This window comes from Furfurilactobacillus rossiae (genome assembly GCF_013394005.1).
GTDB lineage: Bacteria > Bacillota > Bacilli > Lactobacillales > Lactobacillaceae > Furfurilactobacillus > Furfurilactobacillus rossiae.
On the sequence record NZ_CP040586.1, the window covers coordinates 353,737 to 366,766 of the forward strand.

The 13,030-nt window shown below is 44.4% G+C and carries 12 protein-coding genes; 4 read left to right on the plus strand and 8 right to left on the minus strand.

Features of this window, described 5'->3' with window-relative positions; genetic code table 11:
• Positions 1-53: 53 nt before the first annotated feature.
• The 5 genes from LROSL1_RS01710 to LROSL1_RS01730 form a co-directional block, all read right to left on the minus strand.
• The gene (locus LROSL1_RS01710) at positions 54-2,834 is read right to left on the minus strand and encodes a cation-translocating P-type ATPase (protein WP_178913523.1); all 2,781 of its coding nucleotides are present in this window, start codon (positions 2,832-2,834) and stop codon (positions 54-56) included.
• Positions 2,835-3,007: 173 nt separating this feature from the next.
• Positions 3,008-3,427 carry a GNAT family N-acetyltransferase gene (locus LROSL1_RS01715; RefSeq protein ID WP_178913524.1) on the minus strand — a complete coding sequence of 140 codons (420 nt, stop codon included), beginning with the start codon at positions 3,425-3,427 and terminating at the stop codon, positions 3,008-3,010.
• A 24-nt stretch (positions 3,428-3,451) separates the two neighbouring features.
• Positions 3,452-4,207, minus strand: coding sequence for an SIR2 family NAD-dependent protein deacylase (locus LROSL1_RS01720; RefSeq protein ID WP_178913525.1), 756 nt, complete (start codon positions 4,205-4,207; stop codon positions 3,452-3,454).
• A gap of 69 nt (positions 4,208-4,276) precedes the next feature.
• Positions 4,277-4,600 (minus strand): HIT family protein, encoded by a 324-nt coding sequence (locus LROSL1_RS01725; protein WP_178913526.1) that lies wholly within the window; start codon positions 4,598-4,600, stop codon positions 4,277-4,279.
• A gap of 17 nt (positions 4,601-4,617) precedes the next feature.
• The gene (locus LROSL1_RS01730) at positions 4,618-5,259 is read right to left on the minus strand and encodes a TetR/AcrR family transcriptional regulator (RefSeq protein ID WP_178913527.1); all 642 of its coding nucleotides are present in this window, start codon (positions 5,257-5,259) and stop codon (positions 4,618-4,620) included.
• A 165-nt stretch (positions 5,260-5,424) separates the two neighbouring features.
• Here LROSL1_RS01730 and LROSL1_RS01735 point away from each other — a divergent pair, with 165 nt between their 5' ends.
• Positions 5,425-6,222, plus strand: coding sequence for an alpha/beta hydrolase (locus LROSL1_RS01735; RefSeq protein ID WP_178913528.1), 798 nt, complete (start codon positions 5,425-5,427; stop codon positions 6,220-6,222).
• Positions 6,223-6,394: 172 nt separating this feature from the next.
• Here the strand turns inward: LROSL1_RS01735 and LROSL1_RS13220 are convergent, their stop codons facing one another.
• A complete protein-coding gene (locus LROSL1_RS13220; RefSeq protein WP_263863243.1) occupies positions 6,395-6,517 on the minus strand; it encodes a hypothetical protein in 123 nt (40 codons plus the stop codon).
• 130 nt (positions 6,518-6,647) lie between these two features.
• Positions 6,648-7,655, minus strand: coding sequence for a helix-turn-helix domain-containing protein (locus LROSL1_RS01740; protein WP_178913529.1), 1,008 nt, complete (start codon positions 7,653-7,655; stop codon positions 6,648-6,650).
• A gap of 144 nt (positions 7,656-7,799) precedes the next feature.
• Here LROSL1_RS01740 and LROSL1_RS01745 point away from each other — a divergent pair, with 144 nt between their 5' ends.
• Genes LROSL1_RS01745 through LROSL1_RS01755 form a run of 3 tightly spaced genes read left to right on the plus strand, consistent with a single transcriptional unit; the run spans position 7,800 to position 11,247 of the window.
• Positions 7,800-8,921, plus strand: a complete 1,122-nt coding sequence (locus tag LROSL1_RS01745) for a glycoside hydrolase family 88/105 protein (protein ID WP_178913530.1) — start codon at positions 7,800-7,802, stop codon at positions 8,919-8,921.
• A complete protein-coding gene (locus LROSL1_RS01750; RefSeq protein ID WP_178913531.1) occupies positions 8,918-10,396 on the plus strand; it encodes an MFS transporter in 1,479 nt (492 codons plus the stop codon). The genes LROSL1_RS01745 and LROSL1_RS01750 overlap by 4 nt, the downstream gene beginning before the upstream one ends.
• A gap of 2 nt (positions 10,397-10,398) precedes the next feature.
• Entirely contained in the window at positions 10,399-11,247 is an 849-nt protein-coding gene (locus tag LROSL1_RS01755; protein WP_178913532.1) for a sugar phosphate isomerase/epimerase family protein, read from the plus strand.
• A 98-nt stretch (positions 11,248-11,345) separates the two neighbouring features.
• On the opposite strand, the gene LROSL1_RS01760 is transcribed toward LROSL1_RS01755, so the two are convergent.
• Positions 11,346-12,995 (minus strand): malolactic enzyme, encoded by a 1,650-nt coding sequence (locus LROSL1_RS01760; RefSeq protein ID WP_178913533.1) that lies wholly within the window; start codon positions 12,993-12,995, stop codon positions 11,346-11,348.
• Positions 12,996-13,030 lie beyond the last annotated feature (35 nt).

Here is a 13,030-nt window from a genome sequence, read left to right on the forward strand (position 1 = left end):
AAGTCCGCAATAACCGATTCTAATCAGTCATTGTGGACTTTTGAAACGAACTTTTATTGTTTTGCATGATGTTGTCGAACCAAGTACTTACGCAATTCTTCCAGCAAGAATAACGGAATTGGAATGACAATCAAGAAGATCCATTCACTAACGCCTAGTGGTGCCGTGTTAAATAGTCCCTGCAAGAATGGAATATAGATTAAGCAGGCTAGTAGTAATACTTCAAAGGCAATTCCCCACCAGATGCGGTGGTTGCTGAAAATACCGATGCTGAAGACTGAAGATATCTGTGTCCGACAGTTGATAGCTGCGGCAATCTGACAAAAGACAATTGCGGCCAGTGTCATGGTGGTGGCTTCGCGGTAGACATCGCCATTGCTTGCCAATGCGATGCTAGGCCAACCATTCATCTTGTTAACGAAGAAGTAGGCGACCGTTGAAATCACAGAGGCGACTAGACCATATAAGCCAAATGCTTTCCAGATGATGGACTTGTTTAACAAGTGGGCTGTCCGCGGACGCGGTGGCTGATCCATGATTCCTGGTTCGCTTTGTTCAGCACCAAGGCCAAGGGCAGGTAGCATGTCCGTTCCTAAATCAACGGTCAAAATCTGCATAACGGTTAATGGCAGTGGCACCAGACCGCGAGTGAACAAGAAGATAACGGATGGTGCTGCTTCTGGTACGTTGCTGTTTAGAATGTACAACAAGAACTTTTGCAAATTGCTGTAAACGGTCCGGCCTTCTTCAATAGCCGCCACGATAGAAGCAAAGTTATCGTCTGTCAGGATCATATCCGCGGCATCTTTAGCAACATCGGTCCCAGTGACACCCATGGCAATTCCGATATCAGCCTTCTTTAAGGCTGGTGCGTCATTGACACCGTCACCAGTAGAAGCAACGATATCGCCGTTTGCCTGACAGGTGGAAACGATACGGAATTTATGTTCAGGTGCAACGCGGGCGAAGATAACTTCACCTTTGACCGCTTCACGAAGTTGATCGTCACTCATTTGGTTGAGTTCATCACCGGTGATGACGCGCGCTTTGTCAGAAGTGAGCCCAATTTTGACGGCGACACTCTTGGCAGTTAACGCACTGTCGCCAGTGACCATAATGATCCGGATGTTGGCGCGGTGACACTTTTTGACTGCGTCGTAAATTTCTGGACGTGGCGGGTCGGCCATAATGGTCAGCCCAACGAAGATCATGTGCCGTTCAGCTGCGTCGATACTGATTGCTTTGTTGTCTTGAGGGAGCGTTGAACTATCCGCGCCGACTTCTCGATAGGCAAACGCCAATGCGCGTAACCCTTGAGCCGCGTACATTTCATTGGCGTGATTAATCTCGTTGCGGTCGGCATCGGTCATGGCACGCACATTACCGCCATCTAGAATCTGATCACTGATGCTTAACATGCCATCGAGCGCACCCTTTGTGTAAATGACGCGGCCACCGTCAGCAGTGGGGTGAATCGTCGTCATCCGTTTGCGATCAGAATCAAACGGCAATTCTGCCAGCCGTGGCATTTCTTTAGCAACCGTTGTCTTATCCAGCCCAGCCTTAGCTGTTAAGATATCGAGGGCTGCCTCAGTCGGCGTGCCCAGGATTTTCGGTGTATCTTGACTGGTTGCTGGCGCCTGAACCTGAGTGTCATTATTGAGTAGCGCAATTTGTAGCAGTCGTGAAAGGTCCGCATCCTGTGTGGTATCGAAGTCTTTGCTACCAAACTGAATGTGGCCGTTGTTGACATACCCAGTTCCCGTAACAGCATAAGTGCGGGTCGGCAGCCACACATTGTTGATGGTCATTTGGTTTTGCGTCAACGTCCCGGTTTTATCAGAACAGATGACGGTCGTTTCGCCCAGTGTTTCCACACTGTTGAGTTGTTTCAGCAAGGCATGTTTTTTGGCCATCCGTTGCGTGCCTTGAGCTAATGATAGTGTGACAGTTGGCAACAAGCCTTCGGGGATGAATGCCACAATCATGCCAAGCGCAAAGATAAACGATTTAGCGACCGGATAGTGAACGAAGAAGATGGCCAGAACAAAGAAGACAACACCAATCATAATCGCGATAAGTGATAGCTGCCTTGTTAGACGGTTAAGCTCTTGTTGTAATGGTGACGCAGTTTGTTTTTCGTTCTGAGTGAGACTAGCAATTTTACCAAATTCCGTTTGCATTCCAGTGCTGAGTGCAATCGCGGTTGCCGTGCCACTGGTGACGACAGTACCGGCATAGACGATGTTCTTTTCGGCAAACTGACCGTCGCCATGATTATAGGTTGAACGCTTGGAAGTGGGGACGGACTCACCGGTGAGGGCGGATTCGTCAACTTGCATCGAGGAGACTTCGGTCAGACGGGCATCGGCAGGAATCGCGTTACCAGCCTGAATGGCGAAGACATCGCCCGGTACCAGATCATCCGCATTGATTTGCATGTCCTTGCCATCGCGCGTGACCTGGACAAACGTTGGTAACATCTTGCGCAAGGAATCCGTTGCCTTTTGTGCGGCGTGTTCCTGCCAAAATGAGAAACACCCATTGATCAAGTTGACAGCCCAGATGGCAATGCCGAGTTCCACCATCCCAGCGAACATGGCGATGAAACCACTGACCCACAGCAAAATGGCCATCATCGACGTAAAGTTCTTGAGAAAGCTTAGTAACTGCGACTGACGTTTGCCATGTCGAATGGTATTGGTTCCATATTGTGTGAGCCGTTTTGCCGCCTCATCATGACTGAGTCCTTCTGCTGAAGTGCCGAGTTGTTCTTGTAATTGTTTGATATCCATCTTAGCAAAATCATCATTTGTTAATGTTTTCGTTGCCATCGTCCTCGCCTACTTACATTTCTAAATTTAGATGCTAGGGCCAGTATAGGCCTTTTATAATTTTCGTTAAATTAGAGTACATCGAAATTCAAAACAGTCGAGTGAGTGATTACTCACCTAACGAATTGACTACAGCATACGCTTCTCATTAACAAAGTCAAATTTGGATGGATTTATTCACGATGCCACACCATCCCAATGCTTTCGGGAGCCGTTGGTTGGAAACCGAACTGTGCGTATAGGTGGTCAGCGGGCACATCGGCGATCAAACTGACGTCTGCGTCCGCGGGGGCATTTTTAGATAAATAGTTGGTTACAGCGCGCATTAATTGTTTGCCGAGACCGTGACCTTGCTCACTTGGTGTGACGGCAACATCGACGACTTCGAAGACGATGCTGCCATCGCCAACAACGCGTGCCATCGCCACTAATTGGCCCTGTTTACGGATTGAAACGCCCATTAAACTATTTGGCAAACCGCGAGTAGCTGAGACTAGGTTACGTGGACTTAGACCTGCAACTTTGCGAAGTGCACAAAATTCTTCTGGTGTGGGCACAGTGAGTGTTAATTGATAATTTGTTTCATTGGACATACTAGTCATCTCAATTCTGTTCTATTATTTTGTCACTGTTGTGATAGGCAGGTTTAGCTTACCCGCCAATGCAGCAAATGTTTTATCAGCTGTCGCACGAATCACTAAAGTGGCTCGATCATCGAATTCCGTTTGGGCGGGGTTGATGTCAACTAGGGTTGAGCGACTTTCAACATGGTCGTAGTATCCATTAGCGCCAGTGACGAGGACTAAGTCAGCGGTGTTTGTCCATAGATCAGCCCGTTCGCGTTCGGCGGGCACTGTCGCAATATTGCGGAATATGGGGTCTGGCGAAATGAGGCCACCACAATTTGGGCAGTGAGGTACTGGCTCACGCAAAATTTCGAGGGGATAAATGCGACCGCACTGCACACAGTGATTAATGTTCAAACTACTCCAAATATTGGCTGTGTTGTGACTGCCAGCACGCTCATGAAGATAATCGACATTAGTCGTAATCACGCCGTCTAACAGTTGATGGTGTTCAAGCTGAGCTAAAACTTTATGTGCAGCGGTCGGGCCGACATTAAAAATAGGATCGATAAACAGCTGGTGAAATTGGCGATAAAAATCATCGGGGTGTGCTTCAAGGTAACTTTCAGATGAAAGTGAACCTGTCGTACCGCCACTCAATTGTTCCAAGTCGGGGATGTCACTGGCCACCGAGATGCCGGCACCTGTTAGCGCAATGGTGTGATGTGAATTTGAAATAAGCTGAGCCAACTGATTAATTTGTTCGTCAAAGTTGGCTGATTGATGGTGCGTTAAAGCATTAAACATGACTGAGGACCTCGATAACATTTTTTATTAATAAACGGTCAATTATGAAGGATGTAATGAGGGTAACGTTTACGCAACGGGCACAAGGTGAATGTGAGCGTGATCAACTCGTTGACCAGCAATTTGGCCGACATGACTAAAAACTTGATAACCTCGGGGATGTAGTTGCGCATCGAGTGATTGTTTGGCCTGTGACAGTAAATCCATCATGGCATGTTGTTCCTCTGGTGTGGCGTCAAACAAGGTTTGGCAATGCCGTCGCGGCACAATTAACATATGACCGGGAGCCATTGGATGAATGTCATTAAAAGCGACCGCCAGATCGTTTGATAATAAAATTTCGTTAGCTGGCTTGTCACAAAATGGACAATTGGTTTGTTTAGAGGTAGTCATGGAAAGGACATCCTTCCTTAAAATCGTGATTGAAGAAGTTTGCTGATAGTGGGGTCTAAGTCACGCACACTCAGTTGTCCTTGGTATTCGGGACGCACCACTTGTTGGTATTTAAAGTTTACGTAGTCAATTAGTGCTTGTCGTGCACTCAATGAGTGGGTGACAAGATAATGTTCGTCGAGCAGTGTGGGAATCATTTCGTGATCCGCCAGCAGCCAGAGTGTTGGGTTAGCTTGATTGAACAATTTCAGTGTCTGACCATGCGTGTAAAATTGTCGTTGTTGTTGGTCAAATTTTTCAATCGCAGTATTTAGTGTTGAAGATAATTGGGGATATTCAGTCGCTAATTCTTGGCGAAAACGGCGCGACAGACTGCTCTCAAACAGTAATTGAGCTTTAATCAATTCATTAAGGCCGATGAGCATGGCCGTTTGATCATTATTAGCGGTGGGTAGTTGCAAGTCGTCGATGAAGTCGCAATACTCTGTAATGACAGCTATCATTACATCATCTTTTGACGAGAAGTAACGGTAAACGGTTGTGCGGCTTGCATGTGCAATCCGGATAATATCGTCCATTCGCAGGTCCGAAAATCCGTTAATGTTCATATAGCTTATAAGATGATGTAACATGTCGGTTCGCTTTGAAGTTTTGGCCATGATACACTTCCTTTCCAATCTCAGCTAAAATCCTTCATAATTGTGGACGAGTATAACACCATTCTAAAAAAAGTGTACAAAAACGACTAAAAATGTTCTTTTTGTTTCATTCATTACAAGAAAACAGTTTATAATGATGCCAATTAGAAAAGTGGCGAATGAATTATGAAGCGACATACCAAGGTTTTACTGATTATTAGTCTTTTATTGCTCGGATTTGTGGGGTGGGATGCTGGGCACAGTCTACTATATCAACACCGTTTATTGACACTTCATGCAAGACAGACCCACACAGCCACAGTGTTTATCGGTGGTTATGGCTCAAACGCCAAGGCTTTTGACCAGATGACGACACATTGGCAACGGGCAAGGATTGCTAGCCATCGCGAGCTGGTTCGCATAAACCATCGCGGACAACTGAGCTTTTCTGGTGATCGACGGCCCTCAACTAATTATCTGGTTCAATTGGCGTTTGCAGACAATCGTGATCCGGCTGCTCAAATCAGACTGTTACCTAAAATTATGCATGAATTGCGGACCCGACAGCACATTACCGAGGTTAATTTTGTAACGCATTCGATGGGTGGTGGCGTTGCATATAGTTATCTGGTTACCAACCACCATGATGCTCAACCGCAAGTCCGTCATTGGGTCGCCATCGCTAGTCCATTTGCAACAATTAACAGCAATACTTCCATTGCTCACAGATATAACCGTTATCTCAAGCGGGCGGCTGACCTGCCACGTAATCTGAAGATTCTGGCGATTGGGGGTAATGTGTGGGGCTTAGGCACGGACACAGAGGTATCAGTTGCTGGTGTTAAGGCATTACGACCACTTGCAGCGCAATATGTTCAAACGTATCAACAGCACATTATTAACGGGGATATCTTATCTGTTCAACACTCAGCCTTACGGTCTAATCCCGAAGTTATTTGGCAAACGGCACAATTTCTGTTTTAAAAGTAGTTGCATAAAGTTAACCGGTTATTCTTGATATCGATTAGATAAAACCAATTAAAAAGGGATTTGTTAACAAAAATTGATTGTCCAATCATTGCATAAAATGAAAAATACGTTGACGTTTAATTGCCATCTTTTGATGGTTAATCAAACATCAACGTATTTTTTTGCCTTACATTTCAAACAAAACAACCCACATCATGCGAATTGCTTCGATAAGCATTGTTAGCAGCCCTAATCCTAGGACGCCCCCAGCGACATACCACAAGGCGCGTTGCAATTTAACTTTATCCATGGCAATCTCCTCTATTCACCTTGAATTCTAGTCGAAACGGTCTGGATGTGCAATTAGTAAATTTATGAAGAGTAATAATTGTTAGTGGTATTCAATGTGTTTTTTCAGGGGCCCTTGTGTGCGTCGGTTATTAATTGGATTCGTGATTAATCGGAATAAAATGCAATTTTTTGATGCGCGTAGTTCGAGGCAGTTCGTGATAATACTGCTGATAGGTTTGGTAAAAGTAGGTCCGGCTGGAGAAACCAACGTTTTCAGCAATTCGGGCGATTGGAATTTGTGAAGAAATAATGAGTTCGTGAGCCCTCAAGAGACGTTGACGGTTAAGCAATTCTGTAAAAGTGAAGCCAGTTTGCCGGTGGATAAAGTTGCTTAGATAGTTTTTGTTGTAAGCACACTCTTGTGCCACCTTTTGTAAAGAAGTATGCATGTAATCGCGCTCGATAATTTTTAAAATTCGGCGGATTGTTACGCTGTCTTTATCGTGGATTTGTTCAGCGATTGTTTCTTTACGAAAGATGCGCATGAGATCGATCAGTAGGATGGGGAGAAAATTTGTGATGATAACCTTCGAGTATTCCTCAGGAAAGTAGTACTCAGACAGAATTCGATACATGATATTGCGAGTATCATCATTAGGCTGAGAGTGAAAGATACGAAATTGGCGTTCTTCATGGTGCGCCATTTTTTGTTGGTAAAAGATATTGAAAGCGATACTAGAGGCGCTACTCATTGTGGCCAGCCAGTCAAGATTAAGCGACTTATTTTGGAATAGGACGTTCATCAAAATGTCTTGTTCACCTAGTGAGTGAATCGTGTGGCTGGTTCCAATATCCATTAGTAATACATCGCCAGTATGTAAATGAATTGTGTGTCCGTTTACAATCTGTGTGCATGAACCTGCGTACATATAATTAAGCTCCAAAAACTTGTGTGAGTGCAACGGATAATCAGCAAAGCGATTGTGCTTGCTGATAAAAATATCTTGGTTTCTGAAAAAATAGCCAGCGTTTAATTGCACACCACTAGGAAGTGACGTTTGTGCTGAACTGGGGATGTCTTGTACAAACGCATTGGTGCGCAGTTGTTCATGCTCTGCAGGACTAATTTTAAATAGAAGTTGATCGAGTTTATTCATAAGTTTCTCACCTGTATATTCGATACAAAATGTCTGTATTCATCGCATTGATATGAATAGCGTAACATTGTTAAATAATTATGAAAGCGTTTTCTAAATAAACATGTTAAAAAATGAGCATTCGTTTTGAAAGGATGATTTTGAATGATTAGGATTCGGGATGAACGTGTGATTCGCGCCACAATTGAGTCTTTGCTGGACAACTTGGTTCATTTATCTGATCCTACAGGTGAATTTTCAATCAAGGTTGCAGATGGATCAATTATTGATAACAAGAGTTTTCACTATTGGGAGTGGACTTCCGGTATTGGACTTTATGGCATGATGAAATACTACAAAATCACAAACGATGAAGATGTGCTAAATCAAATTGTCGAATGGTTTGATGAAGAACTTCCTCAAAGCATTGAAAAGAATATCAACACAATGGTTCAAATGCTCACATTGGCTGACTTGTATGACATCACCCACGACAAACAGTACTTGCCAATCTTAAATGAATGGGGGACGTGGCTGTATGAAGAGGCACATCGGACAAAGTTTGGCGGATTACAGCACGTTACGTTTGGTGATTTGAATCCACAGGAAATGTGGGATGACACTCTCATGATGAGCGTGCTACCAATGGCCAGACTTGGATTGTTGTTTAAGCGTCCGGAATATATTGAAGAGGCTAAACATCAGTTTTTGTTGCACATTAAGTACTTGCAGGACAAACACACGGGACTTTGGTATCACGGTTGGACATTCAATGAAAATAATAATTTTGGCGGTGTCTTTTGGGGCCGTGGCAATTCATGGATAACTATCGCGATTCCAGAATTCTTAAATATGATCAAACTGGCTTCAAATGATGGAACTCGTGAATTTTTAACTAATTGTTTGAACGATCAGGTGGAAGCCCTTAGTCAATGCCAAGATCAATCCGGGCTCTGGCATACGGTGCTGGATGATCCTACTTCGTATTTAGAAGGTTCTGCGACTGCTGGATTCACTTACGGTATTTTGACGGGTGTGGCCAATGGCTATCTGGATTCTCGATATCAAAGTGTTGGGATGAAGGGTATAGACGCACTGTTTGACAATATAAGCTCAGATGGGGCGCTAGCGCATGTTTCTGCGGGCACACCGATGGGTGATAACGCTGAGTTTTATAAGCAAATTAAGATTTCCACAATGCCATATGGGCAGTCCATGGCAGTACTGGCCTTAACGGCATATTTACAGGACGTTAAGAAAGGACAGACTGGAGGTATGAAATTATGAGTGCACAGGCAAGCGCGACTAATAGTGATTCTCTTGAGACGGCGGCGAAACCAACAGAAAACGAAACATCAACGCAGCATATTATTCGTAGTGACCGAGCGTTTGGGTGGCGTGACAAGATTGGTTATGCATTTGGTGATTTAGGCAACTGTTTTATTCTGGGATTGGTTAATTCGTTTTTGATGATTTATTACACGAACGTGTTGGGAATTGCTGGTGCGACGGTAGGGCTACTATTCTTGTTGGCACGGTTCATTGATGCCTTTGCCGATATAACAGTTGGCCGACTAACGGATACGTCGAAATTGACATCAGAAGGACGATTCCGCCCTTGGATTCGAAAAATGAAATATCCATTCTTGGCTGGTGCTATTCTCTTATTTGTACCAATTGTTAACCAGTTTCCGATGGGCGTTAAAATGGTTTACATTTTCTTTACGTATATTTTTTATGGCATTTTTCAATCAGCAATCAATATTCCATATGGATCAATGGCTTCGGCAATCAGTGCAGATCCGAATGATCGCACTTCACTGTCAACCTTTCGCAGTATTGGTTCAGCGCTGGGCGGTGGATTAACTGGATTCTTCATTCCTATCTTCATGTACGCAACAACCGACAGTGGAAAACGCATTGTTTCTGGTAACCATTTCTTTATTATCGCTTTAGTCTGCGCCGGTTTAGCCTATGTCTCATACTTGTTTACGTATCATCTTTCATATGAACGTGTTCAAGTGGAAAAGACTAAACCTGTTAAGCTGACAACTGTTTTAAAAGGCATTGGTAAGAACCGTGCACTCATTGCCTTGGTATTTGCTGATGTATTGTTGGTGATCAATCAGATTTTGGCCGGCACGACCACAACATACTTATTCAACGACTACTTCAGAAGTCCCGCAGCCATGTCGGTTGCGATGCTGTTTACCTATGCGACTGTTATTTTATTAGCGCCGTTTGCTACGTATTTAACAAATCACTTTGGGAAGAAGGAAGCTTCTGTCACTGCATTGTTTATTGCAACTGGGCTTTACCTCATCATGTTCTTCATGCATACACATAATGAGTGGCTTTTCTTAGCAATGTTGTTTATTGCCACACTTGGTGCAGGTTTATTTAACCTAATGGTGTGGGCATTTATCACAGATGTTATTGATTATCACCAAGTCGTTACTGGATTACGTGAAGATGGAACCGTTTATGGTTTGAATTCGTTTGCCCGAAAATGTGGTCAGGCACTCGCAGGTGGAATTGGCGGGATTATGTTGTCAGTTATTGGATACAAGGCCTCGGCGGCCGGTGGTGTTGCACAAAGCGCCGCAGTTGTTAATCGAATTTATGGTCTAGCAACATTGCTTCCGGCTGTATGTGTCGGAGTGGCGGCAGTCATTCTATTGTTGTGGTATCCACTAACTAAATCTAAGACACAAGAAAATACTAAAATTCTAAAGGAACGTGACGCAAAGGAGGCAGATTAATTTTGACGAGTGAGTCATTACCAGTTGGAATTCGTGCTCATGATGTGTCGATAGTAGATGATCCGGAAAAACTAGCAGCCAGAATACGAAAGCTTAACGTTCACACAGTTCAACTAGCACCAGGAAAATCATTTCCGAGGTTGACGAAGAACGGTACTGTGTTTGAAGATGCTACAGTTCATAGAGTCAGTACTGCATTTTCTGAAGCTCAAATTAAGATTGTGGTTCTGGGATGTTACATCAACTTAATTCATCCAGATTTAACTATTCGCACAAGTAGTCTAAAACGGTTCGAACTGACGTTGCGTAAAGCTCGGCAATTTGGTGCCAATCTTGTGGGCACAGAAACGGGTAGTGTTGATCCTGAGTTTCACCTTACATCGGCTAACTTCACTCAAGAACATTTTGACGAAGTTGTTCAGGAAGTTAATCTGTTACTACCGACCGCGATTGAATCCAATGTAACGATTGGACTAGAGCCTGGCATGAACCATCCAATCTATTCGCTTGAAACGACAGCCGCATTGCTAAAGGCTATCCCAGATAAACATGTCAAAATCATCCTAGATCCGGGAAGCTTGGTAAGACCTGAATCAGCATCTCAAGAACTGTCTATGCTACAACAGGCTTTCTCGATGTTTGGCAAACGAATAGCAGCAGTTCATTTAAAAGATTATGTGTTTACAAATGATGGTCAGTTGAAGATTGTGGTGCCTGGAAAGGGAATCGCACCATTAGTTGAAATGAATCATTGGCTAACTGTTGTACATTCTGAAATACCAGTTATTTTGGACGAATTACCGGTTGGCTCAGTGGAACAAGCATTGACTGATATTAAACAAAAATTTTAAATAAAAACAATCACATCCGCTAATCATTTCACTGGTAACGGGTGTGATTGCTTTTGTTTTAGACAAAATTTTAATACTGAAGCATCACAAACTGGAACTTAGTCGTCTAAATTCAATTTGGTATATTCTGGTGTCCATTTCGTATCCAGGACGGCAGCCTTCACATCGTCAATTGGTTTTTCGTTCAAACCTTGATCGACAGCGCTTTGAGCAACGGCCTCGGCAACGGTTTCGGAGAAGACGTTGAGTTTTTCAACGGGTGGAAGGACTGCCGCACCAGGTTGGTTAACGTCTACGATGCCGCCGAGGGAGTGAGCGGCCTTGCTGATCATGGTATCATTCAGCACTTTGGCGGAAGCAGCGATGGTGCCGAGGCCTAAGCCAGGGTAAACCAGTGCGTTGTTGGCCTGGCCGATTTTATAGGTCACACCGTTATACTCAACATCATGAGCCGGAATCCCCGTCGCAATCAAACCACGACCATCAGTCCATTTAATCAGGTCGTCAGCGGAAGCTTCTGCCAGCTTGGTTGGGTTGGACAGTGGGAAAATGATGGGGCGTTCTGTGTGAGCGGCCATGTTACGAACGATATCTTCAGTGAAGGTGCCTGGCTGAGTTGATGTTCCCACCAGAATTGTAGGGTGGATGGTATCAACGACGGCAGCCAGGTTGGTCAATTCGTCTGCATTCGTGAATTCACTCCGTTGACGGGCAAATGGCCGTTGTTCGGGGGTGAGGTCAGTCATGTCATCAAACAGCAGACCCTGTTTGTCGACCATATAGAAGTGTTTACGCGCTTCATCCGCACTCAGGCCTTGTTCGACCATTTCATCGAAAATCCGTTTGGCAATACCAGCGCCGGCTGATCCTGCACCAAACGTCAGGTAGGTTTGATCAGTCAACTTTTGCTTGGAAATGTTCAATGCACCGAGGATACCTGCAAGGGTGATGATCCCAGTGCCTTGGATGTCATCGTTGAAGGTGACGTATTGGCGTTGGTACTTTTGCAAAATTTTGGCGGCGTTGTTTCGACCAAAGTCCTCAAAGTGAAGGTACATATTCGGGAAGAGCGATTCAGCAGTGGTAACAAACTGATCGACGAATTGATAATACTTGTCGCCTTCGACACGTTTGTGGTGATTGCCGAGATAAAGGGGATCGTTCAGCAAGGATTCATTGTTAGTACCAGTGTCCAGAACAACAGGTAAGACCTTGTGAGGATCAATGCCAGCTGCGGCGGTGTAAACCATGAGCTTACCGACAGAAATGTCGACCCCTTGAACGCCCCAGTCACCGATGCCGAGAATTCCTTCACCATCTGTGACAACGACCAACTGAATGTCGCGGTCGCCAGCCACATTCTTTAAGGTTGTCGCCATGTCATCAGGGTCGTCAATGGAGAGGAAGGCCGCATATTGTGAGCTTAAAAATAGTTCACTGTAATTTTCAATCGTTTCAGAAATGGTTGGATCGTATACAACGGGCATAAATTCAACGACATGTTGACTAAAAAGCTTATAGAAGAGAATCCGGTTTTCATTGAATAGATTCATCAAGTACAGACGCTTGTCCAACATGGTGGACTTGGCTTGATACTGCGCATAAACACGGTCTAACTGATTTTCCATCGTTTGGACGCGTGGTGGCAACAAACCAATCAGACCAAATTCGCGGCGTTCGGCGTCGGTAAACGCAGTGCCCTTATTTAAAAATGGATCTTCTAAAATTTCAGTTGGTGTCATTTTCATATTAATGCCTCCATGGACGTTTTGATAAATTAAAG

Bases quoted from the DNA above. Each gene is read 5' to 3' on its own strand.
- LROSL1_RS01745 (WP_178913530.1), top strand. From the start codon at position 7,800: ATGATTAGGATTCGGGATGAACGTGTGATTCGCGCCACAATTGAGTCT.
- LROSL1_RS01725 (WP_178913526.1), bottom strand. From the start codon at position 4,600: ATGACTACCTCTAAACAAACCAATTGTCCATTTTGTGACAAGCCAGCT.
- LROSL1_RS01750 (WP_178913531.1), top strand. From the start codon at position 8,918: ATGAGTGCACAGGCAAGCGCGACTAATAGTGATTCTCTTGAGACGGCG.
- LROSL1_RS01720 (WP_178913525.1), bottom strand. From the start codon at position 4,207: ATGTTTAATGCTTTAACGCACCATCAATCAGCCAACTTTGACGAACAA.
- LROSL1_RS01710 (WP_178913523.1), bottom strand. From the start codon at position 2,834: ATGGCAACGAAAACATTAACAAATGATGATTTTGCTAAGATGGATATC.
- LROSL1_RS01760 (WP_178913533.1), bottom strand. From the start codon at position 12,995: ATGAAAATGACACCAACTGAAATTTTAGAAGATCCATTTTTAAATAAG.
- LROSL1_RS01730 (WP_178913527.1), bottom strand. From the start codon at position 5,259: ATGGCCAAAACTTCAAAGCGAACCGACATGTTACATCATCTTATAAGC.
- LROSL1_RS01735 (WP_178913528.1), top strand. From the start codon at position 5,425: ATGAAGCGACATACCAAGGTTTTACTGATTATTAGTCTTTTATTGCTC.
- LROSL1_RS13220 (WP_263863243.1), bottom strand. From the start codon at position 6,517: ATGGATAAAGTTAAATTGCAACGCGCCTTGTGGTATGTCGCTGGGGGC.
- LROSL1_RS01740 (WP_178913529.1), bottom strand. From the start codon at position 7,655: ATGAATAAACTCGATCAACTTCTATTTAAAATTAGTCCTGCAGAGCAT.
- LROSL1_RS01715 (WP_178913524.1), bottom strand. From the start codon at position 3,427: ATGTCCAATGAAACAAATTATCAATTAACACTCACTGTGCCCACACCA.